Raw genomic sequence first — 16798 nt, 5'->3', positions numbered from 1 at the left:
GATACCATTGTCTAATGATGTCATAAATTGGCGGATTACTAGAAGACATAACTTAAACCATCGGAGAGAAGGAAACTATGAGAAACAAAGCACCTATCCAGCGTATCGCATGGGGATATGCCAGTCTGATTGGATTAGCTGTTATTCAGCAGCTCGTCATTTATCTCAAAATCTACATGAATCAGAGTTTTACCACGCTTGATGTCATATTCAGCATTGTGTCGCTTGGCGCGCTGGTCCTTGGTTTTGTGATACCTGTCGGAGTGTCTGTTGTTGCCGGGTTTGTATACCTGGTTTCTTATTTTGTATGGCTTGTGACCTACGCGAACGTGGATGTACTGACGTTCTCATGGTGGCTGCTGATTCCGGCCAATGTGGCAGTTGCTGCCTTCATTAAAGCCAGTCTGGTTCGAAACGCACGTGTGATGGAGCGACTGCAGGAACTGCAGGATCGCAATCCGGAGCTGGATCTGGATACCACCCTCGGCAATAAGGAGGCCCTTGCAGATACGGTTATCAAGCAGAGTAACCTGGCAAGAAGATACTCGGAGCAGTATGGATTCAGCATGGCCATGTTCAAGATTGAATTTCTGCCACTGGTCCTTGAATCACTCGGATCCGTCCGGTATGCACAGTTTCTGCTTGAGCTGTCGAACACCATTCAGAAGCAAATTCGGTTCGAAGATTATAAATTTTTTGTAGACCGGGGACGGTTCGTCATTCTCTGTCCGATGACCAATGTGGAATATTTGCCTGTGCTTACAGCAAGGATCAAAAAGGCCATGATGGATCTGCAATTTATCGATAAAAAGGGAAACGAGCTGCAGACGGTTATTCGCTCCGGTGCCCTTGTTTTTCAGAAGGAACAGTTCAGTAAATACGAGGATATCGATGCTGTAATTGCTGCACTAGAACGGAATACAGAGACAGATCTCATTGGAGAATACATCTAGATGCAGGAGGAGGCATAGTCCGGTGAATTATTTAACATGGTTTGTTCCGCTCTGCATTATCGTCAGCAGCTTTTTCATGATTACGATACTTATTTTAACCGTTGCAACGCTGCGTTTTCGAGGGAAGATTAACAGGAAATATGATCGGAGGAAGTTGAATGGCTGATTTCCTGCTGCTGATGTCCATTCTTAGTATCTGGATATCGGTCACTGAATCTATTGTCATTATGGCCGGGGCTATTCGATTCATCAATAAACAAGAGAAAAAGGGAATTCAAATCCCGGAGAACATGGATGACTATCCAACGGTAACGGTTATGGTGCCTGCGCATAATGAAGGTGTAGTTATCGTTTCCACGGTTGAGCATATTCTGCGTCTGAACTATCCCGAACATAAAGTTCAGGTCATCGTCATCGCAGATAATTGCACGGATGATACAGCTGAACGGCTGAAGACGCTTAAAGCTAAGAGCAGCTATGCAGACCGGGATTTCACGATTCTGGAGCGGAAAGGAACAGGAGGGAAATCCGGGGCCCTGAATGATGGTCTAGAACTTGCCTGGGGCGAATGGATCTGCATTTATGATGCAGATGCGGCACCGGAACGAAATGCATTAATGTTTCTGACACAGAAAGCGCTGGAGAATCCAGAGAAGCATGGTGCTGTATTTGGACGTAATAAGGCTCGTAACCGGGGGCAGAATTTTCTCTCCCGCTGTATTAATCTGGAGCTTGTAACCGTTCAGCGCGTTCACCACACCGGGCTATGGGAGTTATTCAAACTCGGGACGATTCCAGGCACCAACTATATCATTAAGGCCAATCTGATTCGCGAAATTGGCGGATGGGATCCCGACGCCATTACAGAAGATACGGCAGTTTCATTTGATATTCTTACCCGTGGTCAGCTTATTGCATTAGCGCCGCAAGCGGAAGCCTATCAGCAGGAGCCAGAGCAACTGAAAGTGTATATGAAACAGCGCCAGCGCTGGTCCAAGGGAAACTATCAGGTCGTTATTGATAATATTAAGCATCTGTTCGACCGTACAAGCTGGAGAATTAAACTCCATGTCCTGTACTATGCTGCGAGTTATTTCTGGTTTATGATTGCCATTATTGTTTCGGATATTATCTTTGTTTCTAACCTTGTATACCAAGTTATCGCACTGTTTAATCCCAACGTTATTTCTCCATTCCAGTTCTCCGGAGACGTATACGTATATCTGGTTATCGCTTGGGCACTTATGTATTACATTTATGTACTGCAAATTAATCTGGCGCTCTCCGCGGATATTGGACAGAGCAATACCCAAAACTTCATTGTGGCTTGCCTTTCCTACTTCACATATGCCCAGTTGTTTCTGGTTATCTCTGTTAAGGCATTTGTCTCTCTCATTGGGGACAAGCTGTTCCGCAGAGAAACCAAATGGTATAAAACGCAGCGATTCGGCTGAGTTCATTCATGTTAAAACAAAGGCTGTTTCTGACCTGTTCAGAGGCAGTCCTTTTTTTATGGAAGAACACGTGCACAATAGGTATAATCTTTCGGAGAATACGAATGGAGGGCTGCGTAGTGAGCGAACATGGATCCGATTTTTATGGCAGCGCCAATATTTCTTGAATGAGGAAACCTATCTGCGCAGACAGCGAATTCCGCTGTTTTTGTTCCTCTCTCTGCAAGCAAATAACACACAGCATGCTGTGGATAGATGGAATAACCTGAAGCAGCCAAAAAACCTATCCACATGTGGATAAGTTTTTTGGCTGTTTAGGAACTCAGGCTGTGTGCAGAGGAGCTATTTATTAACGGCTGCTCTCACATAGACACGATCTCCATGCTGATCTACATCTACAGGCCCTTCAAAAAAGTTACTCAACACTTCGGTGTTCATCACCTCAGAGGTTAACCCGCTGCTCACAACCTCACCTCGCCGAAGCAGGAGACTATGACTAAATATGGGCAGAATCTCTTCGGTATGGTGGGTCACGTAGATCAGGGAAGGAGAGTCTGGTCTCTGCGATAATTCGCCGATACTCTCCAGCAGCCGCTCACGGGAGAATAGATCAAGCCCATTGCAGGGCTCGTCCAAAATAAGAATGCGCGGATTCGCCATCAGGGCTCTGGCAATAAGAAGCTTCTGCTTCTCGCCCTGTGAACAGGTTCGATATTCTCGATCCCACAAGTGCTGACAGCCAAGAGTGGTCATCAGTTCCCGGGCCTGATCCAGATCCTCATCGGATAGCTTGTCATAGAGGCCAATTGTGGCATGCTTGCCGCTAATGACGACATATTGGGTTCGGTCCGTTCCATGTAATTTTTCCTGGAGCGAGGAGCTAACCCAGCCGATGGTTTTACGCAGTTCACGCAGGTCGACCTCTCCATAGGGATGTCCAAGCACCGAAATCGTGCCTTCGGTAGGCCAGAGATAACCCGTGATCATGTTAAGCAGCGTGGTCTTGCCAGAGCCGTTGAGGCCGAGCAGTGCCCAGTGTTCTCCATCATTAACCCGCCAGCTGACATCATTCAACAGGGTGATCGGTCCCCTTTTCCAAGTCACGTGCTGTACATCAATAATCATGTCGTATTCCTTCCTTCTGTTTAACCTCTGTCTCGATTATCCTGACCTTATTGTAGTCACAAAATGACTGACGTTTCAATGTATTAGGCCGTTCTTGGCCGATCTCGGCGCAGGAATACAGCACACACCCCGAGTAGGGGTAAGAAGGAACATAGCTTGATGACGAATGAAATGCTGGTCACATCAATCAGCGAACCGAGCACAACAGACCCAAGTCCCGCCATGCCGAACGACAAGCCGAAGAACAATCCGGACACCGTTCCGATATGACGTGGCAGTAGTTCCTGCGCATACACAATAATGACGCTGAAGCCTGACATGAGAATTAGTCCAATGATGCCGCATAATACCATGGATAGAGCAGGTCCGGCATATGGCAGCAGTAATGAAAATGGTGCGGTACCCGCGATGGAGAACCAGATCATCGGTTTACGTCCGTAACGATCAGCCAGCGGGCCGCCGAGCAAGGTTCCGATCATTCCCGCAAATTGTAGAATGAACAGACAGATCTGTGCCTGCGAAAGAGGCAGGTTGTACGCATCCGCGTAATAAAAGGCATAGTACCCGCTCATGCCGGCAATATATACGAATTTGGAAAACAGCAGCAGGATGAGGATCCCCATTGTAAAAGCGATAAATCCCCTACTTGCAGGCTGGGAAGTAAGCTGCCCGATGCGATTGGACTGTACAGGCTGCTGCTGAAGGGTTTGTTTTTCTCCCAGCTTGTCTCTGTACCAACGGCTGACGGAAGACTGGATAACAATCCCGATCAGGGCAAAACCCATCAACCATAAGAAACTAAGCTGCCCGTGTGGCAGCAGAATAAAGGCAACGAGCAATGGCGCGAGGGCTTGACCCGTGTTGCCACCGACCTGGAAGATGGACTGTGCCATTCCGCGTCCGCGACCAGCTGCCAGATGGGCGACACGTGAGGACTCGGGATGGAGAATGGACGAGCCTATGCCAATCAATGCTGCGGAAACAAGCAGCATCCATAACTCGGAAGACAAGGCGAAGCCGAGAACACCAATCAGGGAGAATAACATGCCTCCGGGAAGCAGGATCGGCATCGGCTTGCGATCAGACATATAACCGATCAGCGGTTGTAGAACGGATGCGGTAATGTTCAATGTGAAGGCAATCCAGCCCATTTGAGCGAAACTGAGCTGCATGGTTTGCTGGAACAGCGGGAAGGCAGACGGAACAACGGTCTGCATCGCATCATTCAGCAAATGGGCGAAGCTGACTCCGGCAAGCGCCCAGTTGGCGGAGTGATTGATTTGCATTTTGCTTACAGCGGCTTGAGCCACGGGAGATCACCTCGAATTATTTTTTTACCATGATAAAAGATCCAGGCAGCTATTGTCTTTGCGAAAAGTGCTTGGAAAGTGAGCACGATTTGCTATAATGTCTGCAGGTGAGGAAACGATGGAATTAAACATGACGTTGAATGGATTGGAATTGTGGAAGGCTTCAGGTGGTTTCTCCAATGAACCCCATGTGCATGATGACTGGTATCAGGTTACGTTGCCAGTAAGAGGCGAGTGTCATCTGGTGCAGGAACAGCAGGCTTATCCTCTGCAAGCAGGACAGGGCATAATTGCCCATCCCCAGATGGAGCACTTTTTCGAGATTGGTTCAGATTCGGCAGTTATCGTTATCAAGTTCCGTAATCCACCAGGAGGTGGCTTGGGGGATTTAGATCGAAGAAGGGCGCAGACCGAATTTCGGCCCACACAAATCTTCGACCCTTCTGAAATCAGCAGACTTTTCCGAGGTTGGAGCGCCCTTTTGCTGGATGACGCGCCTGAATCGTTGCAAATACAGGAAATCGAACTAGCCGTAGAGGCATATCTTTCACAAGTGCTGTCTGGTGGACAACAGAATAGAGGTAGCCTGACGGTAGCAACTGCAGGAATTGATGCCACTGGGGGTGCTGGGTCGAATCTGGTTTGCGAGCAACTTCAGAATTGGTTTGAGCGAACAACCAGCAACGGAGGCGCGTTCATTGACCCCCATCTCCGGCGCGTGCTGGAGTATATACACAGTGACTATACAAGTTCGATGGACATTGATTCCATGGCGGCAATAGCGCATCAGAGCAGATATCATTTTATGCGCTCCTTCAAAGCATTGACAGGTTCAACACCGTATCAGTATGTGCTGCATTTGCGTGTGGAGGAAGCCACCAGACGGTTGCGTCTTACGACAGATTCAGTGACCACAATTAGCTTTCGGCTGGGATTCTCCAATGTCAGTCAGTTCTATAGAGTGTTTCAGCGAATAAAGGGTGTAACACCGATGGAGTATCGGAACCAGATGTAGAATTGGAATACGTACAGGAAATGGATCTGCATATGAATGGTTACCTAGTTGCTGAGGACGGGAGCGGTGATTTTACTACGATTCAGGCTGCGATTGACGCCATACCGGACCAGAATAGCGGTAAGTTTGTTGTTCGTATTAGACCAGGTGTCTATGTTGAGAAGCTGCATATCGAGAAGCCGTGGGCAACCATTTTGAATGAGCAGCAGGCAGGGGAATATTCATTATCTAGGGTGCTATCCGGAGAGGATGATTGGGCACCCTTTGTGAAGCTTAATAATAGCTAGTTCCTCAGGAGGTAACGTTTTACTACCTGTTGCAGGAGCTTATAAAAGGCTGTCTTTCAAGTCCGTTAGGGGCTTGGCAGACAGCCTTTTTTTTGCAGCATATTCAATTTTCGCCCTCCAAAAGAATAATTTATCCCTTATCTCATTTGCAGTTTACTGATTAAATACAATTGAGGATCTGTAAATTCCCTGTAAAATCTGGATGTCATTAATTTCAAACGTAAATTGAGGGAAGATCCGATGTCGAAGAGAGGAGGAAGTTACAAACGTAAATCTGGATCACGAATTAAGCCCTATCGTTGCAGATCACATGCCAGTGTACGGAGAAGCTTTTGCAAGGTGAACACAAGCTGAGTACAGGAGGGATTTTGCTTGAATCAAGCTGTTCGAGTCCGCCCGGTTATCATAGTCGCTTTGGCATTTCTTCTGATCATTTCGTGGTTTGCACCAAGAGCAGACGCCGCTGCCCAGTGGCAGGCCGGCACCGCATACAAGAAAGGAGACCTCGTAACATATCAAAACAAAAATTATGAATGCATTCAGTCCCATACGGCTTTGAACGGCTGGGAGCCTCCTCTAGTTCCTGCACTGTGGACGTATGTTGGGGATGGTCCCGGGGAGGGAGGAGAGACACCTGTTCCGGATACAACCCCACCCTCCATTCCTGCAGGCTTAACCTCATCTTCGATCACGGGAACCTCAGTCCAGCTTACCTGGAATGCATCCACGGATAATGTGGGAGTGACCGGATATGACGTGTACCAAAATGGGGCTCTCGTGAAGAGCACCTCAGCTGTAACAACGACAATAAGTGGGCTAACCAGCGGCACTGCTTATGTTTTTACAGTAAAAGCAAAAGATGCTGCAGGCAATGTGTCTGCTGCAAGCAATCCCCTTAGTGTTACGACTTCCACTGGAACTCCGAATCCAGGGCCAATCGGTAACAAATGGCTGATCGGCTACTGGCACAACTTCGACAATGGCTCTACCAATATTAGACTTCGCAATGTGTCCACAGCTTACGACATCATTAATGTCTCATTTGCCGAACCGGTTTCGCACGGCAGCGGCACGCTCGCTTTTACTCCGTATAACGCAACGACGGCCGAATTCAAATCGGATATTGCCTATCTTCAGAGTCAGGGAAAAAAAGTACTGCTGTCCATGGGAGGAGCCAATGGAACGATTGAGCTTACCGATGCAGGCAAGAGGCAGCAGTTCGAGGAGTCGCTTAAATCCATTATTTCGACTTACGGTTTCAATGGTCTTGATATCGACCTAGAAGGAAGCTCCCTCTCCCTGAATGCAGGGGATACCGATTTTCGTAATCCGACGACACCCAAGATCGTTAATCTCATCCAGGGTGTCAAGGCGGTCAAGTCACATTTTGGCAGTGAGTTCATACTTACAGCAGCACCGGAGACGGCTTATGTCCAAGGTGGTTATCTGTCCTATGGCGGTCCCTGGGGGGCATATCTGCCGGTAATTCATGCCTTGCGTAACGACCTGACGCTGCTCCACGTGCAGCACTACAATAGTGGCTCCATGGTCGGGTTGGACGGACGCTCCTACGCTCAGGGGACAGCAGATTTCCACGTAGCCATGGCCGAGATGCTGCTTCAGGGCTTTCAGGTAGGTGGAAGCTCGGGTTCATTCTTCAGTCCATTGCGTCCGGATCAGATTGCGATCGGTGTACCGGCATCCCAGCAGGCAGCCGGTGGGGGCTATACATCACCTGCCGAGCTGCAGAAGGCATTGAATTACTTGATCAAGGGTGTATCATACGGTGGTTCTTATACCTTGCGCCAACCCGCGGGATATCCGGGCCTTAAGGGCATTATGACCTGGTCCATTAACTGGGATGCATATACGAACCATCAATTTTCAAACGCACATCGTTCGTATTTGAACGGGCTCAGCACGCAAACGACGAAGGAGGTTGTGTACTAATGTCATATAAAGCCAAACCCATGGATTTCAAAAAAGTCGGTAAGGTTCTCCTCGGTCTGGTCCTGCTCTTATCTGTCATCATCCCTTCATTTATACTTCAATCCCGAACGGCCGAAGCAGCAGATGCCTATAAAATTGTCGGTTACTATCCTGCCTGGGCGGCATACGGACGAAACTACAATGTAACGGATATTGATCCCACCAAGGTGACACATATCAACTATGCCTTTGCCGATATTTGCTGGAACGGCATTCATGGAAATCCAGATCCTTCGGGCCCCAATCCGGTGACTTGGAGCTGCCAGAATGAGAAGAGCCAGACAATCAACGTACCGAATGGAACGATTGTTTTGGGAGACCCCTGGATCGACACAGGCAAACAATTTGCAGGGGACACATGGGATCAGCCCTATGCAGGGAATATCAATCAGCTCAACAAGCTGAAGCAGGTCAATCCGAATCTGAAAACAATCATCTCCATTGGAGGATGGACGTGGTCCAACCGTTTCTCTGATGTAGCCGCAACATCAGCTACCCGTGAGGTCTTTGCAAACTCTGCCGTCGATTTCCTGCGGAAATACAACTTTGACGGGGTGGATCTCGACTGGGAATACCCGGTATCAGGCGGGCTGGATGGTAACAGCAAACGTCCAGAAGATAAGCAAAATTATACCCTTCTCCTAAGCAAAATCCGCGAGAAGCTGGATGCAGCGGAAGCCGCTGACGGCAAAGAGTATCTGCTTACGATTGCAAGCGGAGCATCTCCAACCTATGCTGCCAATACGGAGCTTGCGAACATCGCTTCCATCGTAGACTGGATTAACATCATGACCTACGATTTTAACGGAGCCTGGCAGAAAATCAGTGCACACAATGCACCACTGAATGCGGATCCTGCCGCTGCAAGTGCAGGAGTACCGGATAGTAATACATTTAATGTGGCTGCCGGAGCACAAGGGCATCTGAATGCAGGAGTACCGGCTGCCAAGCTGGTGCTGGGTGTTCCATTTTACGGTCGGGGCTGGGATGGATGCGCACAGGCGAATAACGGCCAGTATCAAACGTGTTCGGGTGGTTCTTCTATAGGAACTTGGGAGGCAGGTTCCTTTGACTTTTATGATCTGGAAGCGAACTACATTAATAAAAATGGATACACACGCTATTGGAACGATACAGCCAAAGTGCCGTTTCTGTATAACGCCTCCAACAAGCGCTTCATCAGCTATGACGATGCGGATTCCATCGGACACAAAACCGCATATATCAAGAGCAAAGGGCTTGGCGGAGCAATGTTCTGGGAGCTCAGTGGGGACCGCAACAAGACACTCCAAAACAAGTTGAAATCGGATCTGTCAACCGGAGGCACAGTGCCTCCTGCGGATACGACGGCACCGAGTGTACCGGGTAATGCCCGTTCGACAGGAGTAACCGCAAATTCCGTAACCTTGGCCTGGAATGCTTCGACGGATAACGCTGGCGTTACCGGTTATAACGTTTACAATGGCACTACTCTTGTGACTTCCGTTACTGGAACAACTGCAACAATTAGCGGGCTTGCACCAGGTACTTCCTATACCTTCACGGTAAAAGCAAAGGATGCCGCAGGTAATCTATCCGCAGCTAGTAATAGCGTTACGGTAAGCACTACGGTTCAGCCGGGGGGAGATACCCAAGCACCAACCGTGCCGACGAACCTCACATCAACTGCAAAAACATCATCCACGGTCACCCTTAGCTGGGCAGCCTCCACGGACAACGTTGGTGTAACCGGATATGAGGTATACAACGGAACCGTTTTGGTGACAACCGTTAGTGGAACATCGGCAACTGTTACAGGCCTGGCGGCAGATACCTCTTATACTTTTACAGTAAAAGCGAAGGATGCGGCAGGCAACGTGTCTGCTGCGAGCAGTGCCTTGACGGTGAAAACCGAAGTGGGTACGACGAATCCCGGCGTTTCCGCTTGGCAGGCTAATACGGCTTATGTCGTAGGGCAGCTGGTTACGTATAATGGAAAAACGTATAAATGCCTGCAATCCCATACCTCCTTAACGGGGTGGGAACCTTCCAATGTGGCTGCATTGTGGCAGCTTCAAACGTAATATACCTGTAAAAGAGACACTCCTGATAAACTCGGAGCGTCCTCTATGTGATAAGGTTTTTCCTTGAGAAGGATTGCAAACCGCAATACACAAAAGCCCCCATACCTCGCATAGGGCGAGGGAATGGAGGCTTTTTGCTTCATTTAAATTAGAAATCAAAGTTGTCCGGGTCTGGTCCAACACGAACATCTTCGTTGAGGGCGCTGATTCGATCCATCTCATCATTGGACAATTCAAAGTCGAAGATGGAAGAGTTCTCAATGATCCGATTTTCCTTAGTGGACTTCGGAATGGTGATGACACCGTTTTGCAGATCCCAGCGCAGGATGACTTGTGCCACGGATTTGCCTTTGGCAGAAGCAATCTCGGTAAGCACCGGGTTGTCCAGCAGTTGACCCTGCATCAGCGGGGACCAGGCTTCAAGCTGAATACCATGTTTCTCACAGAAGGCTTTCAGTTCAACCTGAGTAAGGCGAGGATGATACTCGACTTGGTTAACCATTGGTTTCACTTTGGCATCCTGCATCAGGTCTTCAAGGTGATGGATCTGGAAGTTGCTTACACCAATCGCTTTGATACGTCCTGCAGCATAAAGCTCTTCCATCGCTTTCCATGCACCTTTGTATTTGCCTGCTTTTGGCCAGTGAATCAGGTACAGATCCAGATATTCCAGACCGAGCTTGTTCAAAGTTGTATCGAAGGCTGCAAGAGTCTCTTCATATCCAAGGTCTGCAGTCCAGGCTTTGGATGTGACGAACAGTTCTTCGCGCTTCAGGTTGTTTTCTTTCAATGCTTCGGCAATCGCCTGTCCAACACCGGATTCGTTACCATATATTGCGGCAGTATCAATGCTGCGGTAGCCATGCTGGATTGCTTTTTTGACCGCTTCGATCAATTCTGCGCCTTCTTCTACCTTAAATACCCCTAGTCCAAACCAAGGCATTTGAACGCCGTTATGCAAAGCTACTGTAGATTGTAAGTGTTGTGCTGTCATGTGATGTCCTCCTAAGTGTGTTCGTAATTTCAAAAAAAGTAATTCTCAAAACGTTCAATCTGATCCCCCAAAATTAAATGAGGGTAGATTAAATAGGGTCCAACGTACTATAATACTATACCATGCGAAACCGGTTCCTTTAAATAAAGGCTTCCTGAGTCGCTGAACGTGATCCGTCTGAGAATTGAAATTATTCGGTGTAGCCCGTTCTCATATCGAATGCTTATGCAACTGATGATCTGCGTTCAAGGACTCTGGCCCATCCTGTCAGGAGAACGGCGGCAAGAACCATAATTGCTCCAACCCAAGTCGTATGCACGAGCCCAATGGAGTCGGTAATGACCCCGCCCAGGTATGCGCCTATGGCAATACCCGCATTAAAGGCAGCGATGTTGAAGGCAGAAGCTACATCTTTAGCTTGTGGTGCATAGCGTTCTGCAAGCGTGACGACATACATCTGAAGTCCGGGTACATTCATGAAGGCAAGCAGACCCATGCCGAGAATGGTGAGCAGTGCTGCCAGCTTGAACGGTACGGTAAAGTACAGTATGCCCAGAATGATGGTCTGAACGATAAACATATAAAATAATGCCTTCAGCGGATTGCGGTTGGCCGCTTTGCCCCCAATGATATTGCCGATCGCAATGGCGATCCCGTATAACAATAGAATGGCAGCCACAGTTTTCTCGGAATATCCGCTGATATCATGCAGAAGCGGAGACAGGTACGTGAAAACGACGAAAGTCCCTCCATACCCGACCGCTGTGATCGCAAACGCCAGCAGCAGCCTTCCTCCCGTTACAAGCTTCAATTGGTCACGGAATGCTGTGCGTGTTCCGCGCTGCAGGGTGGAAGGAACAAGTACCATATTACCAATAAAGGCAATGATGCCGACAATAACAATGAGAATAAAAGCAGCACGCCAGCCTAAGTGTTGACCGATCAGTGTACCCAGAGGCACCCCGGTCACAGTAGCGATGGTCAGGCCCGAGAACATGATGGCAATGGCACTGGCCCGGCGGTTTGCTGGCACGAGATCAGCTGCAATAGTGGAACCGATGGACATAAACACCCCATGTGACAGGGCTGAAATAATCCGGGCTATAAGCAGCATAGTGATGCCACTGGATAGCGCGGCCATCGTATTGCCTGCAATGAAAACAACCATGATGGCCATCAACAGTGTCTTGCGTGACACGGTTGAAGTTAATGAGGTCAGGATGGGCGCCCCGAAGGTTACACCGAGTGCATATAAAGTAACGGTCAGTCCCGCTGTAGTTACGGAAATGCCCAGGTCACCCGCAATGAGTGGCAGCAGTCCAACACTGATAAACTCAGTGGTGCCGATGGCAAATGCACTAATGGCCAGTGCGAGTAGGGCCCAGGTGCTGCGTTTTGAATCTTGTACCATGTTTCTTGTTCAACTCCCCGAATGTAGATTTACGTACCGGCAAATGCTATTATGAATTATTCGGTATAAAATGAATAGTACGTACTTTTTAGTACCATACGTACTTTTTGGTGCCTATATAGCTAATCTTGGTAAGTTCATCAGATGATTAGGGGAGGAAGCATATAATGAACAGAAAAAAATACAATATCTCGGTCGAGGCTACGCTTGAGGTGATCGGCGGCAAGTGGAAGTGTGTCATTCTCTGTCATCTCACGCATGGCAAAAAACGCACCAGTGATCTTAAGCGTATTATGCCCGCCATTACCCAAAAGATGTTAACCCAGCAGCTCCGGGAGCTGGAGGATGACGGAATCGTGAACCGGATTGTCTATAATCAGGTCCCGCCCAAGGTAGAGTATGAGCTCAGTGAATATGGCTGGAGTCTGGAGCCGATTCTGAATGCACTATGCAATTGGGGAGAGCAGCACATCGTGAAGGAGTACGGTGACAAATCAGCAATGCTCGAGGACAATGGACTGAACCATTTTGATTCGGATGAGAACAAGGAGCTGATCAAGCAATGAATTACGAGATTTTGCATGAGGGTGCTTTTGCCATGCTCAAGGTTCGTTTGCAGCGTGGCGAGCGATTCAAGGCTGAGAGCGGCGCCATGGTATCCATGACGCCAACGGTTCAGCTAAAGGGATCTGCGGAGGGTGGCATGTTTGCCGGAATTGGAAGAATGATCAGCGGGGAGAAGTTCTTCTTTCAAGAGTTAACCGCTGCCGGAGGGCCTGCAGAAATTTTGCTGTCACCTTCCACCATGGGCGGTGTGGAGGCTGTTGAACTGGATGGCTCCTATTCGCTTTATGTGCAGAAGGATGGCTTTTTGGCGGGGACAGAAGGCATCCAGGTAAATAGTAAAATGCAAAACCTGAAGAAAGGCCTCTTCTCGGGAGAGGGTTTCTTCATTATTGAGATCAGCGGAAGAGGCACGGTATTCCTGTCCTCTTATGGTGCAATTCACGCCGTTCATCTGGCAGCTGGAGAAGAAGTCATTGTGGATAACGCACACCTGGTTGCCTGGCCTCAATATATGGAGTATCATATCGAAAAAGCATCGCAGGGCTGGTTATCCAGTGTGACCAGTGGTGAAGGACTGGTATGCCGATTCAGAGGTGAGGGCACAGTCCTGATCCAGAGCCGCAATCCGCAGGGATTCGGACAATGGGTGAAGCAGTTCATCCCTTCCCGCTGACGATCAGTCAGCCATCCGATTATCTCTACAATGCACGGCATACAACAAGTCCCAAGGCATCAAGTGATGGAGGAATAAATGAGATGAGTTCACAGTATAAAAACGCACATGAAAGTCCAGGACACCTGCTGTGGCAGGTTACAACGATGTGGCAGAAGGAAGTGCGGAGGGTGCTTGATCCCTTGGGATTAACCCCGCCGCAATTTGTACTTCTGCATGGCTGCTTATGGCTGAATGAGAGAGATACGGAAGGGAAAGGCGTAACGCAGGTTCAGCTTGCGCATTTTGCCAACGTGGATGTGAATGTAACCTCGCAGGTTCTTCGAGCGCTTGAAAAGCGGGGGTTGATCCTTCGCAGTCGCCATCAGACCGACACCCGTGCGAACATTATTGCTACAACGCCGGAAGGCACGGAACTGGCCAATCGGGGAATTCAGCTTGTTGAAGAGGCTGACAGACAATTCTTTGACCTGGTAAGCGATCATAAGGAAGAGTATATGGACATTATGCGGGAGCTTATCAAAAATAAATCGGAATAGTTGCTCTAGGGCATCCTACAATTTATTGAACTCATAGATGATATACCCATCGAAGCAAAGTAAGATGAGTTGGCACCTGGCCTTCTCTACATACAGATATTGAAAACCTCCCAGACCATGAGCCGGGAGGTTTTTTTAATAGCTTCTATTCGAGCCGGTACGAGGCGAACGGCTCACCATGACGGAACGATTCACTAAGTTGATCAAGCTCCGTAATCATGTCCGGTGTAAGTTTCAGATTCAAGCTGTCCAGGTTGTGCTCCAGCTGCTCGGTACGCGTGGCACCAACGATAACGGTAGAAACAGCTGGACGAGCCAGCAACCAGGCAAGCGACAGAACACTTGGAGAGCAGCCGTATTCTGCTGCTTTCTCGCTTACCTGCTCTCCTAATCTGACATTGTGATCGAGCAGGAACCGATTGAAGGATGGATCTGTATCCGCTCGGGAGCCCGAAGGAATACCCGCTTGTCCGTTATATTTGCCAGTCAAAATGCCGCCCGCAAGTGGGAAGTAGGGGATGATTCCGACGCCTTGATCAAGACACATTGGGACAAGTTCCAGCTCTGGTGTGCGGTCTGCCAGGGAGTAGCTGGTTTGAGTGGAAATATAGCGCACATGACCTTTCATTTCACTGATGCCGAGAGCCTTCATGAGTTCCCAGGCCGCATAGTTCGAGGCCCCGATATAGCGAACTTTACCGGAGGACACCATATCGTCCAGCGTTCGCAAGGTTTCCTCCAGCGGAGTGTGCGGATCAAACGTGTGGATCTGATACAGATCCACGTAGTCCGTCTGCAGACGCCGGAGGCTCTGTTCCAGTTCTTGCTGCAAATGATAGCGGGAGGAACCCCGCCCATGCGGACCATCATGCCGGGGAAGTCCGGCCTTGGTTGCAAGCACAGCGTTTTCCCTACGACCCTGGAGGGCCTGTCCAATAATCCGTTCCGATTCGGTTCCGGCGTAGATGTTGGCGGTATCGATAAAGTTGATTCCCTGATCCAGTGCTGCATGAATAATGCGGGTTGAAGCCGCGTCATCTGCACGTTTACCAAAAGCATTCGTGCCGAGCCCAAGTGCGGATACACGCAAGCCGCTGTTGCCCAAACGTCGATATTCCATTCATCATCGCTCCTTCTGTGTCAGTTCTTGTATAGCAGATTATAACGTAATCTATTGAAAACGTGTTATTAATATAGTTAAATGATTCTAAGAACCCGTTATTAAAGGAGATATGATGGAAAACAGTGCTGCACATTTAACCCGCCGGAAGCCGAAGAAACCGAAGAAGAGATGGAAGAAACCTCTAATCATTACCCTAAGCGTGCTGATCGTGCTGGGAGGACTCGGATATGTCTACCAAAAACAACTTGTCCTGCTGGCATTTAACCTATTTGCCTCAGGTACGGTGAAGGAAGCACTGGATGATTCCTTCAAGCCGGTTGGAGATCAGAATGCGGAAGTCCCTGTGGTACAACACACTGACCCATTCTCACTACTGCTGCTGGGGATTGATCAACGGGATAATGAACCCAGCCGTTCGGATACGATCATCTATTCCGTCGTGCGTCCGGAAGACAATAAAGTGCTGCTGCTGTCCATTCCGCGAGACTCCTATACCGAGATTGTCGGGCGGGATGTGAAATCGAAGATTAATTCAGCCTATGCCCATGGCGAAGCCAAGATGGCTATGGATACGGTGGAGAATCTGCTGGGGAACAAGGTGGACTTCTATGCCGCGATTAATTTTAACGGACTCAAAGATATTGTCGATGCGGTTGGCGGCGTTGAACTGCCGATCAAGAAAAATATCGAGAACAAGCTCAAGAGTCATGAGAAGCTGTTTGTGGAAGCAAACAAACCCATCTATAGCGGCGAAGAAGCGCTTGGCTATGTCAGATACCGGGAGGACTCCGATTTTAACCGGACGATGCGCCACCGAATTTTCCTGAGCGCGTTCATGAATCGTGCATTGGAGGTCAAAAATCTGACCAAGATCCCGGACGTCATCAAGATTGCCGGATCGAACTTTACAACCAACATGAGCTCGGATTTCATCGTGAACTTTGCCGAGTCGTTATATATGAAAGACAGCGCGCCAACAATCAGCAACTATATGCTGAAGGGTGAAGGCGCAACCCGCAGTGGAACTTGGTATTATGATCTATCGGAGGATGATCTGCAGCATGTACGGACCATGCTCAGCAACTGGCTGGACCCGGATGCCACCGAAATCATCGAACCGGAATCCGCAGATGGGGAAGAGAAAGATGCCGCATAAGGCGTATATCAAGTAGTCTTATTTTAAATGGTGTAACCCCGAGAAGCGAGCTTGCTTCCCGGGGTTTTTGCTGTGCATTTATTGCAACCCATCACAATCTATAGGATCATTTCATGGCATATGTATAGTAAAATATAGG

17 protein-coding genes are annotated in these 16798 nt (G+C 48.7%); 12 read left to right on the top strand and 5 right to left on the bottom strand.

Annotation, left to right across the window (positions count from 1 at the left end):
* Positions 1 to 77 precede the first annotated feature (77 nt).
* From MHB82_RS28985 to MHB82_RS28970, 4 genes are read left to right on the top strand one after another with little or no spacing between them, the layout of a single operon-like run.
* Positions 78 to 953, top strand: coding sequence for a diguanylate cyclase domain-containing protein (locus tag MHB82_RS28985; protein ID WP_341176465.1), 876 nt, complete (start codon positions 78 to 80; stop codon positions 951 to 953).
* A 22-nt stretch (positions 954 to 975) separates the two neighbouring features.
* A complete protein-coding gene (locus MHB82_RS28980; RefSeq protein WP_164764216.1) occupies positions 976 to 1119 on the top strand; it encodes a hypothetical protein in 144 nt (47 codons plus the stop codon).
* Positions 1112 to 2407, top strand: coding sequence for a glycosyltransferase family 2 protein (locus MHB82_RS28975; protein ID WP_095360226.1), 1296 nt, complete (start codon positions 1112 to 1114; stop codon positions 2405 to 2407). Before MHB82_RS28980 ends, MHB82_RS28975 begins: the two co-directional genes overlap by 8 nt.
* 58 nt (positions 2408 to 2465) lie before the next feature.
* The gene (locus MHB82_RS28970; RefSeq protein ID WP_341176464.1) at positions 2466 to 2708 is read left to right on the top strand and encodes a hypothetical protein; all 243 of its coding nucleotides are present in this window, start codon (positions 2466 to 2468) and stop codon (positions 2706 to 2708) included.
* 41 nt (positions 2709 to 2749) lie between these two features.
* Here the strand turns inward: MHB82_RS28970 and MHB82_RS28965 are convergent, their stop codons facing one another.
* Positions 2750 to 3532, bottom strand: coding sequence for an ABC transporter ATP-binding protein (locus tag MHB82_RS28965; RefSeq protein ID WP_341176463.1), 783 nt, complete (start codon positions 3530 to 3532; stop codon positions 2750 to 2752).
* A gap of 83 nt (positions 3533 to 3615) precedes the next feature.
* Positions 3616 to 4842 carry an MFS transporter gene (locus MHB82_RS28960; protein ID WP_445671246.1) on the bottom strand — a complete coding sequence of 409 codons (1227 nt, stop codon included), beginning with the start codon at positions 4840 to 4842 and terminating at the stop codon, positions 3616 to 3618.
* 118 nt (positions 4843 to 4960) lie between these two features.
* Here MHB82_RS28960 and MHB82_RS28955 point away from each other — a divergent pair, with 118 nt between their 5' ends.
* The 4 genes from MHB82_RS28955 to MHB82_RS28940 all read left to right on the top strand — a co-directional run bounded on the left by MHB82_RS28955 (position 4961) and on the right by MHB82_RS28940 (position 10196).
* Positions 4961 to 5857, top strand: a complete 897-nt coding sequence (locus MHB82_RS28955; RefSeq protein WP_341176462.1) for a helix-turn-helix domain-containing protein — start codon at positions 4961 to 4963, stop codon at positions 5855 to 5857.
* A gap of 2 nt (positions 5858 to 5859) precedes the next feature.
* On the top strand, positions 5860 to 6144 hold the full coding sequence (locus MHB82_RS28950) for a pectinesterase family protein (RefSeq protein WP_341176461.1): 285 nt from the start codon (positions 5860 to 5862) through the stop codon (positions 6142 to 6144).
* Positions 6145 to 6516: 372 nt separating this feature from the next.
* The gene (locus MHB82_RS28945; RefSeq protein ID WP_341176460.1) at positions 6517 to 8094 is read left to right on the top strand and encodes a chitinase; all 1578 of its coding nucleotides are present in this window, start codon (positions 6517 to 6519) and stop codon (positions 8092 to 8094) included.
* A complete protein-coding gene (locus tag MHB82_RS28940; RefSeq protein WP_341176459.1) occupies positions 8094 to 10196 on the top strand; it encodes a glycosyl hydrolase family 18 protein in 2103 nt (700 codons plus the stop codon). Before MHB82_RS28945 ends, MHB82_RS28940 begins: the two co-directional genes overlap by 1 nt.
* A gap of 148 nt (positions 10197 to 10344) precedes the next feature.
* Here the strand turns inward: MHB82_RS28940 and MHB82_RS28935 are convergent, their stop codons facing one another.
* A complete protein-coding gene (locus tag MHB82_RS28935) occupies positions 10345 to 11190 on the bottom strand; it encodes an aldo/keto reductase (RefSeq protein WP_095290736.1) in 846 nt (281 codons plus the stop codon).
* A gap of 223 nt (positions 11191 to 11413) precedes the next feature.
* Positions 11414 to 12601, bottom strand: a complete 1188-nt coding sequence (locus tag MHB82_RS28930) for an MFS transporter (RefSeq protein WP_095360218.1) — start codon at positions 12599 to 12601, stop codon at positions 11414 to 11416.
* A gap of 167 nt (positions 12602 to 12768) precedes the next feature.
* Between MHB82_RS28930 and MHB82_RS28925 the strand changes: the two genes are divergently transcribed.
* From MHB82_RS28925 to MHB82_RS28915, 3 genes are read left to right on the top strand one after another with little or no spacing between them, the layout of a single operon-like run.
* Complete coding sequence (locus MHB82_RS28925) at positions 12769 to 13167, top strand: winged helix-turn-helix transcriptional regulator (RefSeq protein ID WP_095290738.1); 399 nt, start codon at positions 12769 to 12771, stop codon at positions 13165 to 13167.
* A complete protein-coding gene (locus MHB82_RS28920) occupies positions 13164 to 13841 on the top strand; it encodes a TIGR00266 family protein (RefSeq protein ID WP_341176458.1) in 678 nt (225 codons plus the stop codon). Before MHB82_RS28925 ends, MHB82_RS28920 begins: the two co-directional genes overlap by 4 nt.
* Positions 13811 to 14380: a MarR family winged helix-turn-helix transcriptional regulator gene (locus tag MHB82_RS28915; RefSeq protein ID WP_341176457.1), complete on the top strand. Its 570-nt coding sequence runs from the start codon at positions 13811 to 13813 to the stop codon at positions 14378 to 14380. Before MHB82_RS28920 ends, MHB82_RS28915 begins: the two co-directional genes overlap by 31 nt.
* Before the next feature lie 145 nt (positions 14381 to 14525).
* Here the strand turns inward: MHB82_RS28915 and MHB82_RS28910 are convergent, their stop codons facing one another.
* Positions 14526 to 15500 carry an aldo/keto reductase gene (locus MHB82_RS28910; protein ID WP_341176456.1) on the bottom strand — a complete coding sequence of 325 codons (975 nt, stop codon included), beginning with the start codon at positions 15498 to 15500 and terminating at the stop codon, positions 14526 to 14528.
* A gap of 115 nt (positions 15501 to 15615) precedes the next feature.
* Here MHB82_RS28910 and MHB82_RS28905 point away from each other — a divergent pair, with 115 nt between their 5' ends.
* A complete protein-coding gene (locus tag MHB82_RS28905) occupies positions 15616 to 16659 on the top strand; it encodes an LCP family protein (RefSeq protein WP_110758348.1) in 1044 nt (347 codons plus the stop codon).
* Positions 16660 to 16798: the final 139 nt, after the last annotated feature.

The sequence above is a fragment of the Paenibacillus sp. FSL K6-2862 genome (assembly GCF_038005125.1).
Lineage (GTDB): Bacteria > Bacillota > Bacilli > Paenibacillales > Paenibacillaceae > Paenibacillus > Paenibacillus illinoisensis_A.
Note: the sequence above shows the minus strand (reverse complement) of the source record. Positions and strands in the feature narration are given on the sequence as shown.

Bases quoted from the DNA above. Each gene is read 5' to 3' on its own strand.
- MHB82_RS28985 (WP_341176465.1), top strand. From the start codon at position 78: ATGAGAAACAAAGCACCTATCCAGCGTATCGCATGGGGATATGCCAGT.
- MHB82_RS28975 (WP_095360226.1), top strand. From the start codon at position 1,112: ATGGCTGATTTCCTGCTGCTGATGTCCATTCTTAGTATCTGGATATCG.
- MHB82_RS28970 (WP_341176464.1), top strand. From the start codon at position 2,466: ATGGAAGAACACGTGCACAATAGGTATAATCTTTCGGAGAATACGAAT.
- MHB82_RS28965 (WP_341176463.1), bottom strand. From the start codon at position 3,532: ATGATTATTGATGTACAGCACGTGACTTGGAAAAGGGGACCGATCACC.
- MHB82_RS28955 (WP_341176462.1), top strand. From the start codon at position 4,961: ATGGAATTAAACATGACGTTGAATGGATTGGAATTGTGGAAGGCTTCA.
- MHB82_RS28940 (WP_341176459.1), top strand. From the start codon at position 8,094: ATGTCATATAAAGCCAAACCCATGGATTTCAAAAAAGTCGGTAAGGTT.
- MHB82_RS28935 (WP_095290736.1), bottom strand. From the start codon at position 11,190: ATGACAGCACAACACTTACAATCTACAGTAGCTTTGCATAACGGCGTT.
- MHB82_RS28930 (WP_095360218.1), bottom strand. From the start codon at position 12,601: ATGGTACAAGATTCAAAACGCAGCACCTGGGCCCTACTCGCACTGGCC.
- MHB82_RS28925 (WP_095290738.1), top strand. From the start codon at position 12,769: ATGAACAGAAAAAAATACAATATCTCGGTCGAGGCTACGCTTGAGGTG.
- MHB82_RS28920 (WP_341176458.1), top strand. From the start codon at position 13,164: ATGAATTACGAGATTTTGCATGAGGGTGCTTTTGCCATGCTCAAGGTT.
- MHB82_RS28915 (WP_341176457.1), top strand. From the start codon at position 13,811: ATGGGTGAAGCAGTTCATCCCTTCCCGCTGACGATCAGTCAGCCATCC.
- MHB82_RS28910 (WP_341176456.1), bottom strand. From the start codon at position 15,500: ATGGAATATCGACGTTTGGGCAACAGCGGCTTGCGTGTATCCGCACTT.
- MHB82_RS28905 (WP_110758348.1), top strand. From the start codon at position 15,616: ATGGAAAACAGTGCTGCACATTTAACCCGCCGGAAGCCGAAGAAACCG.